We start from the raw sequence: 23,271 nt of genomic DNA, 5'->3' as shown, positions 1-23,271 counted from the left end.
AATTTATGGATAATTGGCAAATCTGGCTGAATTCAAGCAGTCATTCTTTTGTACATTATCCTCCGAAGGCAAATTGCCATGACATTGAACTATTTCCAGATTACTTGACCACTCATAGCCATACTGGGCGGCAAGTGGACAAAGCTCATTCATGTTACTTATCGACATTGCGCGGATTGTGATTGCAGGGTAGTCCTTAACATCATACCTCCGCAAACCAATCTCACTTACACAGCTAGAAACGCTTTTATGTAGCTCGAGGTAATACTTATGTGTGCCTTGCGTTTCTTTTTTCAAAAACTTTCTAAATGTTCGATCTTTAGGTTGGATGCGTAGCTTTGCCTGATAGCCCATATTAGCTACAGTATCAGTAAAAATAATTTCTTCTGCTATACAATAATACTTTTCTTGAGCTGGAAAATCTTTTAGCCATTCGTAAAAACTTACATCCTCTATGACCTCCTGCTCGGTTGTATCATAGATAATACGGTTTGTGCCAGTATCTTGTAGATACGTAAAAAAAAGAATCGTCCCAGGAATTATACCGCCAATTAGAATAACGAAACTAATGGCTGCTTTAATCCTCGTTCGATCAATCCTATCCATACTATTCCACCAATTTCTCATTTTTTCTCCTCCTTGGCACCTTGTACTTTAGTTTTTTTAGTTTTTTCTTCCATTATTTCTTTCCTAATGACTAAAATTGATCCTCCTATCGCAAGAAAATGCAAAATGCCTACTCCTATGAGAATTATAATTCCAAACGGGATGTCCTTGAAAGCGACTAATGGAGCGTCCCCAGATTGGAGAAATGACCATAACGTTAGTATGTCACCAACGAGAAGCACGCTTGTAAATAAAAGTATGCCCTCTTCTGGATCATCATCAAATCTACCCATTTTTCTTTCCTCCTTCTTTAGTTTTTCAAGGTTCTAGCTTGAATAACCAATTATAACGCATTTATTTAATATTGTCAATAACATCACACCATTTTTTTACCTAAAATTAGTCATTTTAGCCAAATTATCATTATTTTTATCAAAAATATTGACAAATTAAGCAGGATTTGCTATACTGAAACTACACTATCCTAGATAAAAAGGCGAAAACGGCCAGGGACGGAATGACAGACTTCAGTCTGTTACTGTAACACACAAAAGTGTGTCGATCCGAAAGATGGTCGTTTTCGCCCACACCAAATTTCATAATTCATATCTCCTAATTCATAATTCAAACCCATGGACGAAAAATTATCAACTTTACTCCAAAACATTGGCTTTACTGAAAAAGAAGCCCTGGTGTATTTATCTTTAATGGAATTGGGCAGCGGTACAGTCAGCCAGATTAGCCAAAGAGCCAAGCTCAAAAGGTCAATAATTTATATTATTTTAGAAGGCCTGATTAAACGCGGCTATGTTTCAGAATTACCTGAAACAAAAATCAGCCGCTATATTGCAGCTGATCCAACTAAAATTCTGTCTGATTTGAGAAATAAAGTTGTTGATTTAAAAAACCTACTTCCTTCCCTTTTAGCTATTTACAATAAACCGGCCTGGAAACCAAAAATCAATTATTTTGAAGGCAAAGAAGGCGTGGCCAGTGTTTACCATTATATTGAAAATGTTAAAGAAGCTTGTTTTATTACGGCAACTGGGCGAATTGCTGAACATTTGCCAGAAGAAGTAGAGGCTTGGATAACGGATAAATTAGCCAAATCTGTACCTTTGGTCGGCAAACATTTGCTTTCCAATACTGAAATAGACCGCGATTTTGCTAAAAGGTTAAAAGGCACCAAACAACAAATCAAATTTTTACCTAAAGGCTTAACAGTAGATATGGATATATCAATTTATGAAAATAAAGTTGCTTTGACTTCTTTAGAAGAACATATATTCATTGTGGTCATTGAATCAAAAGCCTTATACAATTCTATGAAAACAATTTTTGATTTATTGTGGGAACAGGGGGTGAAGTAATAAAATACGCCCGCATTGTCATCCTGAATGAAATGAAGGATCTGTTACCACTAATTAACAGATTCTTCGCTTCGCTCGAGAATGACAATGCGGGCATATTTTATCTCACTAATTTTTTCAAATATTGTCCTGTATAACTTGATTTTACTTTGGTAATATCTTTGGGCGTGCCTTGAGCAATAATTTTACCGCCTTTGTCCCCGCCTTCAGGCCCCATATCAATTACCCAGTCAGCTGATTTAATTACATCCAAATTATGTTCAATCACCAAAACAGTGTTGCCTTTATCAACTAATTTTTGTAAAACTCCCAAGAGCCGATTAATATCATCAAAATGCAAACCAGTTGTGGGTTCATCTAAAATATATAAAGTTTTACCAGTAGCCCGGCGCGAAAGTTCAGTTGCCAATTTAACTCGTTGCGCTTCGCCGCCTGATAAAGTTGTGGCTGGCTGGCCAAGCTTTAAATACCCCAGACCAACATCATATAAAATCATTAGCTTTTCAGCAATGATTGGTATATCTGAAAAAAATCTTTTCGCTTCATCAATCGGCATGTCTAAAATATTAGCGATATTTTTTCCTTTATAATGAATCTCCAAAGCTTCTTTAACATAGCGCGTGCCATGGCATTCTTCACATTCCACATAAACATCAGGCAAAAATTGCATTTCAATTTTAACCAAGCCTTCACCGGCGCAGGTTTCACAGCGTCCGCCCACAACATTAAAACTGAATTTGCCAGCATCAAAACCGCGCATCTTCGCTTCTGGAGTTTGCGTAAATAAATCGCGAATATAGGTAAAAACACCAGTATAAGTCGCGGGATTGGAACGAGGCGTTCTGCCGATTGGCGACTGGTCAACAGTAATAACTTTATCTAAATTGCCTATGCCCATAATTTCTTTGTGTTCAACTGGCTGTTCTTTGGCGCGATAAAAATGCTTGGCCAAGGCTCTTGATAAAATGTCAGAGACTAAAGTTGATTTGCCGGAGCCAGACACACCGGTGACTGCGATAAACTTACCCAAAGGAAATTTTACGTCCAGATTTTTTAAATTATTGGCCGTTGCGCCCTTAACTGTTAAAAATTTATTATTGCCCTTGCGATAAATCTTGCGTGCTTCAATTTTGTATTTGCCTGATAAATATAAGCCGGTTAAAGATTCTTTGTTCTTTTTAATTTTTTCAATCGGGCCAATATCAACTAATTGTCCGCCATATTCACCAGCACCAGGACCAATATCAATCACCACATCAGCGGCTTCCATGATTGCCTGATCATGTTCTACCACTAAGACAGTATTGCCCATATCACGCAATTTTTTCAGTGTCTCAATCAACCTATTATTATCGCGCTGATGCAAACCAATTGAAGGCTCGTCCAAAACATAAATTATTTCAGTCAAAGATGAGGAAATCTGCTTGGCCAGACGAATTCTTTGGGCTTCACCGCCTGCCAAGGTTGTGGCACTGCGATCCAAAGTTAAATAATCTAAAGAGACATTAATTAAATATTCTAAACGGCGTTTTATTTCTACTATTAACTGCCGGGCAATTTTATATTCATTTTCTGAAAGTGCAAATCGGCCTTTTGCTTGCTTGGAATCTTTTTCCATGGCAATAAAAAAATCTGATAATTTTTGTAAATTAAAATTAACAAGGTCAGCGATATTTTTATCCAAAACAGTTACAGCCAAACTTTCTGGCTTTAATCTTTTGCCATGGCATTCGGGACAAATAATTTCCCGCATATAATCCTCAATTTCTTTTTGGATGTAATCAGAATCTGATTCGCGGTATTTTTTTTCTAAAAACGGGATAATGCCTTCAAAAGTATATTTTTTGCCATTAATCTCATATTCTTCATTGCCAGTGCCATATAAAATAAGATGTAAATCTTCTTTGTCCATTTTTTCCACTGCTTTATTTAATGGCACGCCGTGCACCTTAGCAACCGCTTCCAGGATCTTGTGCTGGTGCGGCTGATTCGCAGTTAAACGAGTCCAAACTTTTATTGCTCCCTGTTCAATTGTCAGGCGCGGATTAAAAACAACAAGTTGCGGATCAATTTCCAAATTCACGCCCAAGCCAGTGCATTTTGGACAAGCGCCAAAAGGAGAATTAAAAGAAAAACTGCGCAATTCAATTTCCGGCAAATTCAAATCGCATTTAGCACAATGCAAATTTTGGGAAAAAGTTAAGTCAGTATTGCTGTCTTTGCGTAGAATTTTTACCATGCCATTTGATAAATCCAAAGCCTTTTTCACTGCTTGGTACAAAGGGCTTTGCGCCATTTTTTCTGGATTAATTTTCTCCACAAACATATAATCAATCAAAACATCTAAATTATGTTCAGCTTCTTCATCAATTAAAAGCTTTTCAATTTCATTCATGCCATAAATTTTGCCATCCAAGCGCAACTGATAAAAATTGGCCTTTTTCATCTTCCTAATCAAATGATCCAGCTTGCCTTTTTGGCCAATGACAATTGGCGCTAAGACAGCTAATCGGGTTTGCGCTGGCAAAGTAGAAATTTTTTCCACAATCTGCCTAATGCCCAATTTCTGGATTTCCTGGCCGCAAATCGGACAATGCAAATGTCCGACTCTGGCAAATAAAAGACGGAGATAATCATAGATCTCCGTAATCGTGCCCACGGTTGAACGAGGGTTATTTGAAGTTGATTTTTGATCAATCGCAATTACAGGTGACAAACCTTCAATCTGATCAACATCAGGCTTATCCATTACGCCAATAAATTGCCGCGCATAAGAAGACAAGCTTTCCACATATTGTCTCTGCCCCTCGGCAAAAATAGTATCAAAGGCCAAAGATGATTTGCCAGAACCAGAAAGGCCGGTAATGACCACGAATTTATTTTTCGGAATTTCAACATTTAAATTCTTCAGATTATGAACTCTGGCACCTTTGATAATGATCTTGTCTTTTTTGACCATAAGAGGAAATTAGCAATTAGAAATTTGAAATTGGGGATTGATTGAATTTAATTTAAATATTTATCCTATCCCTAATTTCCAATTTCCAGTTTCCAATTTCAAGCACTAATTAGTGACATTGTAACATGGCTATATAATCCGGTCAAGGGGGAAAGAGTGGAAATGGGGGAAAATAAAAACTCCCCTAAACTTTTTGCCTAAGGGAGTTTCTCAATATTAGAATTAAGACTTTTTCATCATTGCCGCGCTTCCAATCATGTAAATAGCGCCCAAGCCAACCAAGGTGTAAACAATGCGAGATAACATGCTCATGCTGCCGAAAATAGCAGCCACTAAATCATAATTAAAGATGCCGACTAGACCCCAATTTAGGCCACCGACGATGACCAAAACAAAGGCAATCCAGCCCAAAACGCTCATTTTCATAAAAATGAAGGTTATTAATTAGATTTATTAGCTATACTTATTATAATACTTTTGCGTTTTAAATAATAGCAAGCAAAATTTTACTTCAGATTATATTTTCTAATATTGTCAGCGCAAATTTTTTGTAAAACCGCGATTTCTTCTTGGCCTTTTGGATCCTTGAAAAGATGCTTAAATCTAATATGATTTTTTAAATATTCCTCAACCGTGGGTGTATCCTGCGGCACTTTCATGGCATTTACTAATTCGCCATTAACAAATTCCACTACTGGGAAAAATCCTGTTTTTTGCGCCAGTTTGCCAAATGCAATTGCCATATTATCTTCAATGCCCCAACCCGGAATACACGGCGTTAATATATGTATAAACTTTGGGCCTTCAATTTCCCAGGCCTTTTTCACTTTGCGTTTAATATCTTCAATTAAGCCTGTTGTAGTTGAGGCGATATATGGCAATTTGTGCGCTAAAGCAATTTCTAACATATTCTTTTTATAAAATGAATTGCCTTGTGAATTTTTCCCTGGCCAGGACGTACGGGTAAAAGCATCGTGTGGCGTTGCTCCCGAGGCCTGATACCCGGTATTGGAATAAACTTCCGTGTCATAACAGACATATAATATATTATCGCCTCGCTCCCACATGCCTGAAATTAAACCCAGCCCAATATCAAAAGTTGAACCATCACCGCCCTGAACTAAAACTTTAACTTTTTTATCTAAACCCTTTTGTTTTAAGGCAGCTAAAATACCAGTACCCACTGCAGATGGGTTTTCAAATAAAGAATGAATCCATGGGACTTTCCAGGAAGAAGTCGGGTGTTTGGAAGTTGTGACTTCTAAACAGCCAGTGGCATTAGCAATAATCGTATCTTTACCGCAAGCATTAATCACGTGCCGCGCCGCAATCAGCTGGCCACAACCCGGACAAGCTGTGTGGCCGGGATTAAGTAAATGCTCAAATGGGTTTTTATATGTTGGCATATTTTATATTTATATCACGCCTCGCGGGACTAACAATCATTTAATGACTAATTACTAATTTTTAATTTTTAATCAATGACTAAATGCTCTAATGAATTAATTTAAAAATTAAATCATTAAAAATTCAATAGAAATTAAAAATTATTAATTAAAAATTACACTGCTTACTTCCCCACAAACCGTGTTTCATTAGATTTATCCTTTGCCAATTCCACAATATCGCTAATCATAGACTCGGTCACATCGCGTCCGCCCAACCCGACCACAAATGACTTAATTTCTGCTTTTGTTTTGTTATAACAAGCGCGTTTAATATCAGAAGCCAAAACTCCTTCTGTGCCAATAGAAATAGATTTATCAATTACCCCAATATATTTTGCTTTACTTAAAATTGTAGCGATTTCATCATCTGGAAATGGCCGGAAAGAAATTATTTTTAATAAACCAACTCTATTGCCTTTATCCCTTAATTCATCAATTGCTTCTTTAATTGTGCCGCAGACAGAACCCATGGCCACTAAAATTATGTCCGCATCTTTAGTTTTATATTGTTCAACCAAGCCATTGTCGCCCAATCCTCGGCCAAAAACTTTTTTAAATTCAGAATTTAATTTTACAATTTCTTTTTTGGCCGCCGCTACATCCTCAAAAAGTTCCTGCCGAATTTCCATATATCTTCCTGGCGTAGCAAAGGTACCCAAGGAACGCGGATTATTCACGTCTAAAATAGTGTCTTTAGGTGGAACATAAACAGGTAAATATTTTTTGATTAAACTTTCTTCAGCGATTTCTACTGGTTCATATGTATGGGTTAAAGCAAAACCATCCATATTAACCATCACTGGCAGCATTAAACTTTCCGCCAATTTAAATCCTAGAATATGCAAATCAACTGCTTCCTGGTTTGTTTCTGCATATAATTGGATCCAGCCAGCATCGCGAATTGTGACAGAATCCTGCTGATCATTCCAGATATTAATGGGCGACGAAACAGCGCGGTTGGCGCATGTTATAACTACTGGCAATCTTAAACCAGCAATATTAAATAAAACTTCTGTCATTAATAAAAGTCCTTGAGAAGAAGTAGCAGTATAAGTTCTTACGCCAGTCGCGCTTGCGCCCAAAACAACTGAAGCAGCAGCAAATTCTGATTCAGTATTAATATATTCAAAATCAGCCTGACCTTCTGCTTTCATTTTGGCCAAATCTTCCACAATATGGGTCTGAGGTGTAATCGGGTACGCTGAAACCACAGCCGGCTTTAACCTGCGTATAATTTCCGCGACCGCATGCGAACCCTCTAGGATTTGTTTATTATTGTTCCTCATATTTTAAATATTTAGCAATTTCTTCAGCTAGTAAATTCTCAAAATCAGTTAAATCCTTTTGGAATTTGTCCAAATGTTTATAATTATCTGAAATTAATTGCGAATAATGTAATAATTTATCTTTCAATCCTTCAGAAATTGGTTTTGGGTTATGTGCTTTCCAAATATCATCATTAACCCAATCTTTTTTATCCAAGTCAACCCACCTGATATGATATTTCTTAATTAATTTTTTATTAATAATTATCAAAGCATCCCATTCGCTAGTAAATTTAATTTCCTTTGGCATCTTTTTCTTCTCAACCAGAATTTGCTTTAAAACTCTATGCCCCTTGAACGTATAATCAAAAGATATAGCTTCCTTTTTATTTAATTCAACCGAAATAAAAAACATTTTACTCGGCGATGGATTGTAATCTACTTCTATTTCCATAATTCTATTTTAATCTCGGGCGAAAACGCCCATTGTCTATCTTACAGGGGACTTTAGTCCCCGAAATTTACGCGGACTAAAGTCCGCTTTAATGCTTAAATATGCATTTTCGCCTGTCTTGGCCAAGGCCAGGCCCACACCATATTTCATAATTCATATCTCATAATTCAGAATTCTATTTATAATCATCCACCATTTTTATCGCACTGACAGGACATTCTTTGGCGCACAAACCGCAACCTTTGCAATAATCTAAATCGCGATCATAAAAAATTCGGCCATTGCTATTTTTCAAGCCAGTAGAAAAACAAACACCTTCTGGGCAAACTTTATTGCAAGTATCACAGCCAATACAAATCTCATGATCAACTACGGGCATATATGTTCGCCAAGTGCCGGTCAGATATTCCGTGGTCGTGCCAGGTTTTGCGGTTAGTATATTTTTTAATTGCTTATTCATAATAAAATATTGGCTGCTAATTATTAATTACTAATTTATAATTTTTAAAAAATGTTTTAATGACTCGTCTCGGCTACGCTAGATTTAGAAAGATTCCTTTACCCTAAAAACCTCTCCAAAGTCGGACTAAATGTTTAAAAATTACTTCATTAGTTTATTTACTAAAAATTAATAATTAAAAATTAGAAATTAATAGTTATGCCAGGCTTGGCAGTTAATATATTTTTAAATTTCTTCATAAGTTTTCTTTCATCACCCAATTAAAAGCCGCGACTAGTGCTTTATTATTCTTGGCCAGAATATCTTGTCCGTATTTTTCTCCCAAATTTTCTATGATAGCTTTTTTGGCTGATTCTATTTTAATCAAACCCGAGATTTTGGCAAATGCGCCCAACATGGCTGTGTTAATTATGGGTTTGCCGATTTCTTTAAGCGCAATTTTTAAAACCGGCACGCAATAAACCTTGCCAGTATAACCAGGGCAGACTTTGGCCGGCTCTTTATCGGAATTTATTATGACAACTGTATTTTTTTTCGCGCCAGTTAAAACATCAGAGATCTTAACTAAACTTGGGTCTAGAATAATAATGTAATCTGGCTCGTAAATTTGCTGCCTGCTTCTGATAAATTTGTCATCAAGCTTGGCAAAAGCTGCAACAGGAGAACCTTTTCTTTCCACGCCAAAAACCGGAAAAGATTGTGAATGCTTTCCATCATAGAAGGCTGCCATGGCAATTAAAAAAGCTAAAGTTACATTGCCTTGGCCGCCGCGTCCATGTACGCGAATTTCAATCATAATAATAATTATTTATTAGATAATTCTTGTTGTTTTATCTGTTCTATTATAGATTTAAAACTGTCATAAGGAATGACACCTTCAACTTTGCTTCCATTTATAAAAAAAGCCGGCGTGCCTGCGAGCTCAAGCGTTTGGGCAGCCTGCAAATCATTTTGGATCTCGGCTAAATACTTTTGGCTATCCAGGCATTGGTTAAATTGAACCTGATCTAAACCTGCATTTACTGCCAAAGATTTTAAATTTTCCAAAGACAAATCAGATTGATTCTCAAAAAGTAAATCGTGATAAGGCCAAAAATTATTTTGTTCATTCGCGCATTTGCCGGCTAAAGCAGCATTAAGAGCATTCGGATGAATAGCTAAATTGGGAAAATCACGATAAATAATTTTTACCGAAGCAGCATACTCTTGTCTTATGCTTTTAATTATCGGGTAAGCTTCTTTGCAATATGGGCATTGGAAATCAGAAAATTCTACAATTACAATTCCCGCATCCAGCGGGCCGCTATAAACGCTGTATGGCGTCTCTATGATATCTTTAAGATCAATTGCCTGGCTTGGCAGCGCAGTCGCATATTTATTGGCCAGCTGGTTTTGGGCGTCAACAAGCGATATAAATTGAAAAACAAAAGCAGCGACATAAAGGATCATTATTGCCAGGCCAAATAGGAAAAAAATACCCCACCATTTTTGGTGCCATTTTTTAGGTTTGTTTTCTGAAGTTTCGGTTTGAGCCATTGCTTTTTAAATAATTTATGTTTATACTTATATTATAGCATATTTCCCAATTACTCTCCCAAACATTGACAACAATCTGTAATTTTGCTATCTTAATTAAGACATTGCTTTTACTTATTTATTGTTTTTAATCTATGCTTTTAAATATTATCCAAATTATCATCTCTATTCTGCTTGTTATTGCCATTTTATTGCAGCAAAGAGGCACTGGCTTATCTTCTGCTTTTGGCGGCCAAGGCAATATTTATAGGACAAAACGAGGCCTGGAAAAATCTCTCCATATACTCACGATTATTTTGGCGGCCCTCTTTCTGGCTACAGCCTTAATAAACCTCTTATATTAAGCCCTCTAACCTATTTTATTTAAACAACCTCTGTGACTTCTAAAATCAAATCATTTTTTTTAAATTTGAGCAAAAACTTAAAAGGTTTTATTTTTTTACAATTGGAAAAATTCAGCCAGCATCAGAAAATTGCCAAACAAAAGAATCTTGACCAAAAAATAATTGCCAAATTAAGCAAGCAAAGACTGCCTTCCTGGCGCCAATTTAAAAGACTGCCTCAGACTTTATCAGCCCAGGAATCTTTACTTATAAAAATATTGGGGGGGCTAGTGATCATATGTTTAATAGTTCTATTTTATTTTAATTTTTATACTAAATTAAAAACCGTGCCCAAAGATGGCGGAGAATTTACAGAAGGCCTTATCGGCTCGCCTTTGTACCTAAATCCTATTTTGGCGCAAAGCAATACTGATGCGGATTTAGACCTGACCCGTTTAATCTTTTCCGGCCTTTTAAAGTATAATGAAAATCTGGAACTTGTCCCGGACTTGGCTGAAAAATATGAAATATCTTCAGATCAAAAAATTTACACTTTCTATTTGAAAAAAAATGTCAAGTGGCACGATGGTGAAAACCTGACTGCCAGTGATGTTGTTTTCACTTTTAACAGCATCTTAAATCCTGATTTTAAAAGCCCGCTTTATCGCAGTTTCGCAGGCTCAAACGCGGAAAAAATTGATGATTATACAGTAAAATTTACTTTACAAGAGCCCTATGCTGCTTTTTTAAACCTTTTAACTGTGGGAATTATTCCCCAACATCTTTGGTATGACATTCCTCCCATTAATGCAAAACTGGCTGTCTTAAACCAAAAGCCAATTGGTTCCGGGCCTTACAAATTTAAATCTCTGGTCAAAGAAAAAACCGGCATGATTAAAATATACACTTTGGAAAAAAATAAAGACTACTATGGCAAAGTTCCTTATATCAATAAAATACTTTTAAAATTCTATCCCGATTACGAGAATGCAATAACTGCTTTAACCAACAAAGAAATTGATAATTTAAGCTATCTGCCTAAAGAATATTATAATAAGTTCAGCAACAAGCGGGATATAAATTTATTAGATCTAAAACTTTCGCAATATACTGCTGTCTTCTTTAATAAAAAAAATAACACTCTCCTGGAGGACAAAAAAATCAAAGAAGCTTTAAGCTATGCGATTGATAAAAATAAAATAATTGATGATGTTTTACAGGGTCAGGGCCAGGTTCTTGATGGCCCGATTTTGCCAGGCTTTTTAGGCTATAATGCGGATATCACAAAATACGGTTACAATCCGCAAAAAGCTATTGAACTGCTTGTCAGTGATGGCTGGACTTTAGCCGGTGAAATTTTTAAAAAGAAAGATCAGGAACTTAAAATTACTTTAACCACAATTGAACAGACTGATAATATCAAAATCGCCAATTTGCTCAAAGAATTCTGGACCAGCATCGGCGTCAATGTTGAAATTCAAACCATTCCCAGGGATAAAATTGAAGATGACATTATAAAACCGCGCAATTATCAGGCATTGCTTTATGGTGAAATTGTGGGTTCGGATCCAGACTTATTTCCTTTCTGGCACTCTTCACAAAAAGATACTGCCGGTGTAAATCTGGCTAACTATGCCAATCGCCAGGCAGATGTACTCTTAGAAGAAGCCCGTTTAAATAGCGATCCCAAGGTTAGAGCTCAAAAATATCAGGAATTTCAAAATATTTTAATTGGTGACTTGCCTGCTGTTTTTCTTTTTCAGCCAACTTATATTTATCCTCTAACCAAAAAAATCAAAGGGGTTGGCGCTCAAAATATCTCTGTACCGGCAGATCGCTTTATCAATATTGAAAATTGGTATCTCAAAACTAAAAAAACATTCTCTCAATAATAAAAAACTCTAATAAAAAATTCAAAATCTAAAATTCAAAATTTTTAAATCATCATTTATTTTGTTTTTTGGATTTTGTCCTGCTTCGGCTCGGATTAAATAAACTTAAACTAACTAAATAAACACAAAGCCGAGACGAGTCATTTGATTTTTAAAACTTATGGTTTACAAAAGAATGAAACAGCCCCTGGCAGGGACTAATGTTTCAAAAGAACAAAAACTAAGAATTATTGTCTTGGGCGGGCTTGAGGAAGTCGGCCGCAACATGACTTTAATGGAATACGGCAATGACATTATTATCATTGACATGGGCTTGCAGTTTCCAGAAGAAGACATGCCAGGCATAGATTACATTATCCCTAATATTTCTTACCTCAAAGGCAAAGAAAAAAACATCAGGGGTGTAATTATCACCCACAGCCATTATGATCACATTGGCGCGATTCCTCATATCATGCCAAAAATTGGCAATCCTATTATATACACTGCCAAACTTTCAGCCGGTATTATCCAAAAAAGACAAGAAGAATACAGAAGCGCGCCCAAACTGCGATTTTATCTTATTGATGAAACCAGCCATTTAAAGCTGGGCTCTTTCAATGTTGATTTTTTCCGCGTCAATCACAATGTGCCTGACAGTTTTGGGGTGGTAGTAAAAACTCCGGTTGGCACAGTCATTCACACCGGCGATTTTAAAATCGATCACAGCCCAATCAATGATAAGCCGGCGGATTTAAATAAAATCGCCCAAATCGGCGGCCAGGGGGTTTTGGCTTTAATGGCTGATTCAACCAATGCTGAAGAAGAAGGCTATCAGATTTCTGAAACAAAAGTCAGCGATGAATTGGAAAGAATTTTTGAAAACGCCAAAGGACGTCTGATTGTCGGCACTTTTGCTTCGCTTTTAAACCGCGTCCAACAAGTGATTAGCATGGCGGAAAAATTCAATCGTAAAGTAATGATTGAAGGCCGCAGCATGAAAACAAACGTGGAGATTGCGCACAAGCTTGGTTATCTGAAAATAAAACCCGGCACCTTAATTGAAGCTGAAAATTATCATGAGAATAAATTTCCCGATGATAAAATTGTCATCATTGGTTCAGGCGCCCAGGGTGAACAAAATGCATTTTTAGTGCGCTTTGCCGAAGACGAACATAAATACCTGCATGTTAAAGAAGGCGATACGATTATTTTTTCTTCCTCAGTTATTCCTGGCAATGAACGCACGATTCAAAGTTTAAAAGATACCTTGTATCGCAAAGGCGGCAAAGTTATTCACTACAAACTGATGGATGTCCATGCGGGCGGCCATGCCAAAAAGGAAGATTTAAAATTATTAATCCGTTTGCTTTTGCCGCAATATTATATCCCGATAGAAGCTAACCATTATATGTTAAGAATCAATGGCGAAATCGCGGAAAGCTTAGGCATACCTAAAGAAAATATTTTTATTGCTGATGATGGCCAGGTCATGGAATTTACCAAAAAAGGCGGCCATCTGACCAAAGAATTTGTGCCGGCTGATTATGTCATGGTGGACGGACTGGGCGTGGGTGATGTTTCCAATATTGTTTTGCGCGACCGCCGCGTCATGTCAGCTGATGGGATGCTCGTGGTCATTGCCACTATTGAAAGAAAAACCGGCCGTTTAATCGGCAACCCGGATATTATTTCACGCGGCTTTGTCTACATGAAAGAAAATAAAAAGCTGATTGAATCAACCCGCATGAAGGTTAAAAAAATCTGTGAAGATCATGATACCAAATCCCCGGCCTTTGACGACTATCTGAAAAATAAAATCCGCGATGACATAGGCCAATACCTTTACCAGCAAACCAAACGCAGGCCAATGATTCTGCCGGTTGTCATTAAGGTTTAATAACTGAACAACACAACAACTTTACAACCAGACGACTTTACAACTTAACAACTCTACAACCAAACGACTCTACGACTCAACAACTCTACAACTTTACGACTTTACAACTTAACAACTCTACAACTTAACAACCTTTAATTAAGATTACATTAAGTACCTCAATTTTTGAGAGTACTTTTTGTTTTTAAAATTTTAGATCAAATTTCAGATCTCAGCCTTCGCTCCGCGTTGCGGAGCTTCAGCTGACGAAGGTCAGATTTCAGAATTCGGAATTTATTATCTTGACTAAAACCCTTATTTAATCTAACCTAACCCCAACTATCCTTAGAAAACCTTACAAATAAACCCAAACTAACCCCTTTAAAAATACCTACATACATAAATTCGTGAGCAATAACTAGTTTTCACAAATCTTTCAAACTTTCGACAAATCTTGACAAATCTTGACAAATATGCTAACATAACCTATTAAACTAAATACTGCCAAAATTAGGCTCTTGAAAAGAATGAATGAATAAACAAATTTGTCATTCGTAAATTAGCATTCATTCGCCTGCCTTGCCATAGCTTTAGCGAAGGCAGGCAGATTCGCATTAATTCTTTTCAGTAGCTTAAAAAAATAAGTACGAGCTACTTTTAAGTATAAAAGGCAAAAGCCCTTTGAAAATTTTATTTCAAGTCACAAACAAAAAACCCATGCTAAACATGGGAGGAGGTAGAAAATGAAAAATTATAAGGATTTTTTTGAATCCGACAGAAACTTGATCATTGCAGGTACAATAGCAGTTGCTATCGTCATCTGCCTCATTTGGGTCTTATCCCATTTTTACGACCAAACAAAACTGTCAAAAAGCAATGCCACGCCAGAACAAATCCAAAATAAGGCAATGGACTTGCTTAACAACATGTCTGTTGAGGAACGCCAAAAATTTGTAGGGATTACTCCGCCGGCAACTGCTCCTGCCACACAGTCCGCTCCTGTGCCACAAACGGAAAAAAGCTATAGCGGCGCAGAACTTGCCAAAATTTGGGTGACATTGTCTCCCGAAGAACAGGCAAGATATCAGCAGGTCATGGCAGAGTACTGCAAACAGATGAAACAAGTCTGCTACCCGTGCGGGAAAAAACCAGGCCACGTAGTCACGAAATGGCAGCCGCCTCGGAAAGATCCGCTTCCGCCACAGACAGCAAACAACAGTATTCAAAATACCGTGCCTGTCAACTTCTATGTTACCAGTACCTGCGTAGGTAACTGCAGAACAGACGATTTTCAACCACCGGCACACCGCGAACCCGAACCAGCGCCTATAAGCATTGCAGAAAGTCCGCCGGCTCCGGTTCAAACGCAGGACATTGTAAATTCGAGCTTCGTCCGCTACAAGGAGGACGTATACAAAACTCGGAAACAAAGGAGAAAAAAATGAAAAAAAATCTTTCATTGGTCATGGCCTGTGTTTTTATCTGGGCGAACACTGCTTTCGCCAATTATCCCGGGCCTGATGTCAATAGCTCTGAAGCTCCGGCAACTGATAATGTTACCTATTATGTAACACCCCAGCCGGTTCTTTCCTGGACAAAAGGCAATATCCTGGAAATCTGCCAAAATAAATGCGGTCAAACCGATGCGGAGATCGTCTACGCCAGTTATCGGGGCAAGGGCTTTCCCGCGGAAACAAAGGCAAAGCCAAAAAAAGAAAACACAGGCTACACCGTCGTATATCAGCTGCCTGGTTCAAAAGCCTGGGAGACTATTACCAGGCAAATGATAACGAACCAGGTTTCATCAGCCAATGTTAACCTTCCAACCAAAACACCAGAAGGCCTCCCTATTCAGCAAATGCAGTACAAATACATTGAAGAGTCTGGCCTCTTTTTCATGGAAAACGAAACCACGACTGTCTATGTATGGGGTGTGATCAAAATTAACGATCAGATAATCGCCCAAAATATCTGCATCATAGACAGAAAGACTGGCAAAACAACATTTTCCACGACGAACGTGGAAATTAAAATAACCCACTGGGCAGAACTGGGTAAATGCCTAGGCATAGTAGCCGGAATAGCGACAACTGTAGGCCTATTGGTCTTCTGGGCGCCAGGAGTCATCATCGCGGCCACGCCAGGATTGGGGATCTGATCCTTGAAATAAAATTTACACATTAAGAACCGGCTCTTATCATAGATCCGGTTCTTTTCTTTTATAAAAAACCTTAATAAACAAATCTCAACAAATACACTTTAGCTTGCAAATTAATCTACCTGATAATATTCTAACTCAATGATCAAATTTACTGAATAATACCAAAAAATCTTGTTAATTTAGGTTTAAAAATTCGTATTTCAAAAAACCCTTGACAAAATCCTAAATTTATGCTAAAATTCCCTATTAAACTAATTTTAGCCTTAAAATGGCTGTTCTTAAATAAATTAAGCTTTTAAAAGAAGTTAACGGGTAAATTGGCTTCTTTTAGTAGCTTAATCAAGGCTACTTTTAATATAAATGGCAAAAGCACATTGACAACAAAATACTACAAAAAACTACACAATCTAGGAGGTCCAATTTGGATGCAATCAATGCGATTGTCCAAAGGGTCTTTGAAGAAGGCGAACATGGCCCTTATGCGCTTGCTCTTCCTAAAAATCCTGATGATTTAAAGGGTTCTGTAACTTTTTCACTAAAGAAACCTGTTTGGGATGATAAGGAAGACTGGCCGGAAAGAGGAACATGCGTAGTCTTATCAAAATTTCAACGTAAACCTGCCGGATGGCGGGCAAAAAAAGCGCGGCTTTTTAAGCCGTCAGATGAGAACAAAGGAGCAATTAGCATGAAAGAAACGAAGATCGGAAATACCTTCCTCACAGCCGCCTTGGTACTGGTCATTCTCATGATCAGTCTGGCTGGCTGCGGACAGGATAATAGAAAGACACAAAACAACACGGCAACTGCTGTAACGCCGCCGCAAATCACGGATACTGATGGCGATGGCATCCCTGATGGACAGGATAACTGTCCGTTTATTGACAATCAAGACCAGGCCAATCAGGATAATGATTCGTACGGAGACTTATGTGATCCTTGCCCGGATGACCCGACAAATCAGTGCGCGGTACAGAATCACCCGCCGACAATCACGGTCAACTGTCCGGCAAGCGTTGATGACAACCAGTCAACAACGTGCGCAATTTCGGCCAGTGACCCTGATGGAGACCAAACGGTTTGTTCAGTCTCCTTTGCGCTGACAACTTGCACAGGAGTGACCCTAACCGGAACTAATAATTGCGGTTCGGCCAACATTCCGGCGCAGGGAACTTCAGCGCCCGCGTCTTGCATAGTGGCAATTACTGCCAGTGACGATGGAACACCGCAATTGAGCAATACGGCTCAAGACACGATGACCATTAATCACAGTGGGATCACGAATCATGCGCCGAGCATAACAGTCAACTGCCCAGCCGATGTCAATGAAGACGCCGCAACTTCGTGCGCTGTCTCGGTGGCAGACTCTGACGTGCCGGCTCAAACTTTAACCTGCACTGTCGCTGCGGGTACTTGCACGGGCGTAACCTTAACAGGTTGCGTCACTGCAAACATTCCCGCTCAGGGAGAGGCTGCTGGTCCCGGGTCTTGCGTAGTCGCTGTAACGGTAAGCGACGGTTTCATCCCAACTCCGGGAACTGCGACTAACCAGGACACCATCACGATCAATGAAGTTGGCACGACCAACTCATCTCCGAACATTTCGCTCTCTTGCCCGACTAGCATTAATGAAGATGCTTTGTCTTCTCCTTGTGCTATCTCGGTCTCTGATGCGGATGTGCCGGCTCAAACTTTAAACTGCGCTGTCGCTCCGGCCAACACTTGCACAGGTGTGACCCTCACGGATTGCACTTCTGCCAATGTCCCGGCCCAGGGCGAAACAGCCGGTCCCGGCTCCTGCACTGTAGCCATCACGGTTACAGATGGCGGTTCGCCGAATTTGTCCAACACCGCTCAACGCTCAATCACGATCAACGAGGTCAACGTGGCCCCGACGATTTCCGTCAACTGCCCGGCCAGTGTAAACGAAGACACCGCGTCTTCTTGTCAGCTGGCAGTACAGGATACGGATCTTCCGATTCAGAACTTAACCTGCTCCTTAGCGCCGACCAACACTTGCACAGGCGTGACCCTTTCCGGTTGCACCTCTGCCAATGTCCCGGCCCAGGGCGAAGCTGCTCCGACTTCCTGTGTCATTGCCGTCATAGTGACAGACAATGGCACGCCGAACTTAAGCAGCACGGCTTCGCGTACAATCATCATCAATGAGGTCAACATCGCACCGACTATCTCGGCCACTTGTCCTGCCAATATCGGTGAGGATACTGCGACTACTTGCCCGCTGACTGTGTCTGATCCAGACATACCAACACAGCAGCTGACCTGCACACTTGCAGGCTCTAACACCTGTACGGGCGTGACTTTAACCGGAAGCAACGGTTGCACATCAGCCAATATTCCCGCACAGGGAGAGGCGGCTGGTCCCAGCTCTTGCGTTCTTGCCGTAACTGTAACAGACAATGGCACTCCGAATTTAAACAGCACGGCAGCGCATACCATCACCATTAACGAGGTGAATACTGCGCCGGCAATCATGATCAGTTGCCCAGCCAGCGTAAACGAAAACACAGCAACCAATTGCACGCTGATGGCTTCTGACACTGATTTACCTTTCCAAAACCTGACCTGCTCTCTGGCGCCGACTAACACTTGCACGGGTGTGGCCTTAAACGGTTGCATCTCGGCCAGCGTTCTGGCTCAGGGTGAAGCTGCTCCGGCTTCCTGCATCGTTGCCGTCATGGTGACAGATAGCGGTACGCCCCAGCTTAGTACTACCAATCAGGCCAGCATCAACATTACTGAAGTAAATGCGACTCCAACTATCAGTGTCAATTGCCCGCCCAGTATTAACGAGAATGTTTCAACTTCTTGTGCACTGACCGCAAATGATTCTGATCTTCCGACGCAAAACCTAACCTGCTCCTTGGCTCCAGCTAACACTTGCACGGGTGTGACCTTAACCGATTGCACCTCGGCCAATGTTCCTGCTCAGGGCGAAGCTGCCGGTCCCGGTTCTTGCGTATTAGCAGTAACCGTGACAGACAATGGTACTCCGAATTTAAGTAGCACGGCTGCGAGTACTATCACCATCAACGAGGTGAACACTGCACCTTCTATTATGTTCACCTGTCCAAACAACACAAACGAAGATACCGCGACTGATTGTGCTATGATGGTCTCTGATATAGACCAACCAGTACAAACTTTAGCTTGCACTGTCTCGCCGTTAACGACTTGCACGGGTGTGACCTTAACCGATTGCACTGCCGCAAACGTACCGGCTCAGGGCGAAGCTGCTGGACCTGGCTCTTGCACAGTGGTTGTGGCTGTAACCGACAACGGTTCTCCAGCCATAGCTACATCTGCCTCTCAAACCATCACCATCAACGAGGTGAACGTAGCACCGGCTATCACAGTCAATTGCCCGGCCAGCGCAAACGAAGACACTTCAACTTCGTGCGCACTAACCACAACTGACCCTGATCTTCCGGCCAATATCCTGACTTGTTCCCTGGCACCGGCCAACACTTGCACTGGAGTGACCTTAACCGGTTGTACCACTGCTCTTGTCCCGGCTCAGGGCGAAAATGCTGGTCCGAGCGCCTGTATCGTCGCAATCACTGTGACTGATAACGGTAGCCCGAATCTCAGCGCAACAAATCAGGACAGCATCACCATCAACGAGGTGAATGTAGCACCGGTCGTCATCGTCAATTGCCCGGCCAGCGCAAACGAAGATACTTCAACTTCGTGCGCACTGACCGCAACTGACCCTGATCTTCCGGCTAATACCCTCACCTGCTCCCTGGCTCCGACCAATACTTGCACCGGCGTAACCCTCACGAATTGCACCGCTGCCAATGTCCCGGCTCAGGGCGAAAATGCTGGTCCGGGTTCCTGCATAGTTGCCGTCGTGGTAACTGATAATGGAAATCCGAACTTAAACTCAACTGGTCAAGATTCAATCACCATTAACGAGGTGAACGTAGCGCCGGTCGTCATCGTGGACTGCCCGGCCAGTGTCAATCAGGATGCGAACGCATCTTGCCCACTGACCGTGACTGACCCGGACGTTCCGTTCCAAACACTGACTTGCACCTTGTCTGCAGCCACAACTTGCACTGGCGTAACCCTCAGCGGTTGCTCCTTTGCCAATGTGCCGGCGCAGGGCATCACAACCCCGCGCACCTGTGTTGTGGCAGTAACCGCAACAGACAATGGTGTTCCAATTCTGCCAACCACAGGACAGGACATCATTGACATCATCAACCCGCCACTGGCCGTTGATGACAATTACAACGTTGACATTAACACAAGTCTCACCGTTCCAGCGCCTGGAGTTCTGCAAAACGATTTAGCGCGCTATGGCGAGCCCCTGACCGTTATTTTGGTCAGCGGACCCAGCCATGGCGTGGCAACACTTGGAGCTGATGGTGCGCTCGATTACATTCCGAACCATAACTGGTATGGAGTGGATCACCTCACTTATCAGATCCAAGAAGGCCCGCTTGTGTCCAACATAGCCACGATAACGATCGCGGTGAATCCAACGCCTCGTCTCAGAATCCTCTGGGCGTACAAACAGGCCGGACTTTACGAGAGCACACTATACTCCAATTGCTTTACCCCGTATTTTCCGCCCGAAGAATGGCAAGCCCAGTCTACCCAGACTGGTCATGATCCATCCAATGGCAACCTGGTTATTGGCGGGCTCAATGAAAATGGTTTGGCACTTGGCTACTGCGTTTTCAGCATCCAGGTTCCAGCAGAAATGTTGAATGAATGCTTGTTTGGCGGAGATAATTGGTTCCCCGCTGGGCAAATAGACCCTGGGAGCACCTATTTCTGCTCCACTCTGGGAAACATTGATGGCAGCACTCCCGCTGATATCGTGTTCCCCACCGTAATGTTAACCGAAACCGGAGTTGACACTGCCGAAGTTCAATTGGGTGTCAGCGCGCATCTCGTCGACAACAGCGGTTGGCAATACCGAATTGACCTAACGCACGGCATCACGCCAGGCGGAGACACTGTTCCCATTAATGTCGACATTCTGCTGGACATGGATGGCGACCTTGTCAAAGACACGATTGACAACTGCATGTTGGTGCCCAATTTTGATCAGGCAGCAAATCCGGGGAATCCCACCTATGTGGATTTCATCGGACAAGTTCACCTGGTCGGCAATTTCTGTCTGGGCATTGATAACAACAATGACGGACTTGTCGATCCGTAAACGAAACGTTCTTTAACTTAGCAACAAGCCCTGTACCATTCGGCGCAGGGCTTTTCTTTTTCTTTAAAATCTAAAAGAAGCCAAAGAGGCTCTATTTGGCATAAAACACATTTGACATAATTTATTATTTTTTTTATACTTAATTTATGGAAACTAAAAATATTTTCACAATCAAATCTTGGTGCTGGACTTTGCGCATGCCGTAAAGCCAGTGATTTTAATTTCCATTCTAAAATATCTCTGCGCTTTCCGGCCAGAGATTTTTTAATTTAGTTCATTAAAAAAGAAAGGAAAGAAAAATGGAAAATTTTCAGGAAAAAGAAAAACCAAAGGAGGACCAGCCTTTGTGCCAGTGCGGCAAACCCACGGAAACAAAACCAGCCACATCTTCCTGGGGTAATATTTCAATTCAAGCCTGCACTGACCCAAATTGCCCCTGCAAAAAAGAAAGACAAAAGAAAAAAGTAGGCTGGGGCGAATAAACATGGGGCGCTCCGACATACGTCGGGGCGCCCAAATTTCAAAAATTACTAACTTTACATATTTACCCTAAACCAGTAAAATTAAATCATATGAAACAAAATAAACAAGCTCGTCTTGGCGACAACGAGTCAAAAACACAAGCCTCCAATAAAACAAGCCGAAGCCAGATAGTACTTTCCGGAGTTAAACCAAGCGGCGAATTGCATCTTGGCAATTATTTGGGTTCGCTGAAAAATTTTGTGGAATTGCAAAACAAATATCAATGTTATTTTTTTCTGGCGACTTACCATTCAATAACCGAGGATTATAAACCAGACGAGAAAGAACAAGATATTTTTAATTTAGCATTGGATTTTTTAGCAGCTGGTTTAGATCCGAAAAAATGCACTATTTTTAACCAGGCTGATGTGCCTGAATGCACTGAGCTGACCTGGATTTTTAATTGTTTTACTCCTGTTTCAGAATTAGAAAGAATGACCCAATTTAAAGATAAATCTGCAAAAAATGTAAAAAATATCAATGCCGGACTTTTAGATTACCCGGTTTTGCAGGCAGCTGATATTTTGCTTTATCATCCTGGCCTTGTGCCAGTCGGCTATGATCAATTACAACACCTTGAACTGACCAATGAAATTGTCAGATGGTTTAATAATAAATTCGGCCAATATTTTCTGCCAGTCAAACCATTATTAACAAATATTCCCAAAGTCATGTCCTTGCTTGAACCTGAAAAAAAGATGAGTAAAAGTTCTGGCATAGGACATTATATTGCCATCAATGACGAGCCAGAAATTATTCACGAAAAATTAAAAAGAGCTGTGACAGGAACTGGCACTGAAGAAGTTATTCCTGCTGGCGCCCAAAATCTGCTGGCGCTGTTATCTGAATTTGGCACACCAAAACAAACGACTTATTTTAACGAACAGATAAAAAATAGAACTATCAGATATTCTGAACTAAAAGAAATTCTGGCCAAAGATATCAGCGATTATTTTGCTGACTTCCGTAAAAAGAGAAAATTATTAGAGAAAAAGCCACAGTATGTTGAAAAAGTGCTTAAAGAAGGGGCTAAAAAAGCGCAAAAAGTCGCCCAAAAGACAATAAAAGAGGTGAAAGTATTAATTGGGGTAAATTCTGCTGAATTCAACCTTCTAGCGCAAAATTAATGAATAAGTAATTTTGAGAAAATTTCATCAGGTTTGTAAAAACCAAGTGTTTTTCTTGGGCGATCATTCAGAAGATCCTGCACATGTTGAATTTCT

Annotated in this window: 19 protein-coding genes; 9 read left to right on the top strand and 10 right to left on the bottom strand. The window is 40.3% G+C overall.

What is annotated here, in order from left to right:
- Positions 1 to 3: 3 nt before the first annotated feature.
- Together WC460_00095 and WC460_00090 are read right to left on the bottom strand one after the other, a co-directional pair.
- Entirely contained in the window at positions 4 to 627 is a 624-nt protein-coding gene (locus tag WC460_00095; GenBank protein ID MFA5187748.1) for a hypothetical protein, read from the bottom strand.
- Positions 624 to 899 carry a hypothetical protein gene (locus tag WC460_00090; protein ID MFA5187747.1) on the bottom strand — a complete coding sequence of 92 codons (276 nt, stop codon included), beginning with the start codon at positions 897 to 899 and terminating at the stop codon, positions 624 to 626. Before WC460_00090 ends, WC460_00095 begins: the two co-directional genes overlap by 4 nt.
- Before the next feature lie 339 nt (positions 900 to 1,238).
- On the opposite strand from WC460_00090, the gene WC460_00085 reads away from it, so the two are divergent.
- Positions 1,239 to 1,976 carry a helix-turn-helix domain-containing protein gene (locus WC460_00085; GenBank protein ID MFA5187746.1) on the top strand — a complete coding sequence of 246 codons (738 nt, stop codon included), beginning with the start codon at positions 1,239 to 1,241 and terminating at the stop codon, positions 1,974 to 1,976.
- Between the two features lie 100 nt (positions 1,977 to 2,076).
- Here WC460_00085 and uvrA read toward each other — a convergent pair whose 3' ends face one another.
- From uvrA to WC460_00045, 8 genes are all read right to left on the bottom strand, one after another.
- Positions 2,077 to 4,935, bottom strand: coding sequence for an excinuclease ABC subunit UvrA (uvrA, locus tag WC460_00080; GenBank protein MFA5187745.1), 2,859 nt, complete (start codon positions 4,933 to 4,935; stop codon positions 2,077 to 2,079).
- A gap of 222 nt (positions 4,936 to 5,157) precedes the next feature.
- Positions 5,158 to 5,361, bottom strand: a complete 204-nt coding sequence (locus tag WC460_00075; protein ID MFA5187744.1) for a DUF378 domain-containing protein — start codon at positions 5,359 to 5,361, stop codon at positions 5,158 to 5,160.
- A gap of 80 nt (positions 5,362 to 5,441) precedes the next feature.
- A complete protein-coding gene (locus WC460_00070) occupies positions 5,442 to 6,341 on the bottom strand; it encodes a thiamine pyrophosphate-dependent enzyme (protein MFA5187743.1) in 900 nt (299 codons plus the stop codon).
- A gap of 164 nt (positions 6,342 to 6,505) precedes the next feature.
- Positions 6,506 to 7,669 carry a transketolase C-terminal domain-containing protein gene (locus WC460_00065; GenBank protein ID MFA5187742.1) on the bottom strand — a complete coding sequence of 388 codons (1,164 nt, stop codon included), beginning with the start codon at positions 7,667 to 7,669 and terminating at the stop codon, positions 6,506 to 6,508.
- Positions 7,656 to 8,102: a hypothetical protein gene (locus tag WC460_00060; GenBank protein MFA5187741.1), complete on the bottom strand. Its 447-nt coding sequence runs from the start codon at positions 8,100 to 8,102 to the stop codon at positions 7,656 to 7,658. Before WC460_00060 ends, WC460_00065 begins: the two co-directional genes overlap by 14 nt.
- Positions 8,103 to 8,277: 175 nt before the next feature.
- The gene (locus tag WC460_00055; GenBank protein ID MFA5187740.1) at positions 8,278 to 8,562 is read right to left on the bottom strand and encodes a 4Fe-4S binding protein; all 285 of its coding nucleotides are present in this window, start codon (positions 8,560 to 8,562) and stop codon (positions 8,278 to 8,280) included.
- 235 nt (positions 8,563 to 8,797) lie between these two features.
- On the bottom strand, positions 8,798 to 9,358 hold the full coding sequence (locus WC460_00050; GenBank protein ID MFA5187739.1) for a 2-oxoacid:acceptor oxidoreductase family protein: 561 nt from the start codon (positions 9,356 to 9,358) through the stop codon (positions 8,798 to 8,800).
- Between the two features lie 8 nt (positions 9,359 to 9,366).
- A complete protein-coding gene (locus WC460_00045) occupies positions 9,367 to 10,098 on the bottom strand; it encodes a DsbA family protein (protein ID MFA5187738.1) in 732 nt (243 codons plus the stop codon).
- Positions 10,099 to 10,232: 134 nt separating this feature from the next.
- Between WC460_00045 and secG the strand changes: the two genes are divergently transcribed.
- From secG to trpS, 8 genes are all read left to right on the top strand, one after another.
- Entirely contained in the window at positions 10,233 to 10,442 is a 210-nt protein-coding gene (gene secG, locus WC460_00040) for a preprotein translocase subunit SecG (protein MFA5187737.1), read from the top strand.
- 32 nt (positions 10,443 to 10,474) lie between these two features.
- Positions 10,475 to 12,313 (top strand): ABC transporter substrate-binding protein, encoded by a 1,839-nt coding sequence (locus WC460_00035; GenBank protein ID MFA5187736.1) that lies wholly within the window; start codon positions 10,475 to 10,477, stop codon positions 12,311 to 12,313.
- Between the two features lie 160 nt (positions 12,314 to 12,473).
- Entirely contained in the window at positions 12,474 to 14,192 is a 1,719-nt protein-coding gene (locus WC460_00030) for a ribonuclease J (GenBank protein ID MFA5187735.1), read from the top strand.
- 722 nt (positions 14,193 to 14,914) lie between these two features.
- Positions 14,915 to 15,616 (top strand): hypothetical protein, encoded by a 702-nt coding sequence (locus WC460_00025; protein MFA5187734.1) that lies wholly within the window; start codon positions 14,915 to 14,917, stop codon positions 15,614 to 15,616.
- Positions 15,613 to 16,329: a hypothetical protein gene (locus WC460_00020; protein MFA5187733.1), complete on the top strand. Its 717-nt coding sequence runs from the start codon at positions 15,613 to 15,615 to the stop codon at positions 16,327 to 16,329. Before WC460_00025 ends, WC460_00020 begins: the two co-directional genes overlap by 4 nt.
- Before the next feature lie 424 nt (positions 16,330 to 16,753).
- On the top strand, positions 16,754 to 21,526 hold the full coding sequence (locus tag WC460_00015; protein MFA5187732.1) for an Ig-like domain-containing protein: 4,773 nt from the start codon (positions 16,754 to 16,756) through the stop codon (positions 21,524 to 21,526).
- 299 nt (positions 21,527 to 21,825) lie between these two features.
- The gene (locus tag WC460_00010) at positions 21,826 to 22,008 is read left to right on the top strand and encodes a hypothetical protein (protein ID MFA5187731.1); all 183 of its coding nucleotides are present in this window, start codon (positions 21,826 to 21,828) and stop codon (positions 22,006 to 22,008) included.
- Positions 22,009 to 22,098: 90 nt separating this feature from the next.
- Positions 22,099 to 23,175, top strand: a complete 1,077-nt coding sequence (gene trpS / locus WC460_00005; GenBank protein MFA5187730.1) for a tryptophan--tRNA ligase — start codon at positions 22,099 to 22,101, stop codon at positions 23,173 to 23,175.
- The last annotated feature ends 96 nt before the right edge of the window (positions 23,176 to 23,271 follow it).

This window comes from Patescibacteria group bacterium, assembly GCA_041651155.1.
Lineage (GTDB): Bacteria > Patescibacteriota > Patescibacteriia > CAIXNZ01 > CAIXNZ01 > JAPLYF01.
This window is presented reverse-complemented; position numbering and strand designations above follow the sequence as displayed.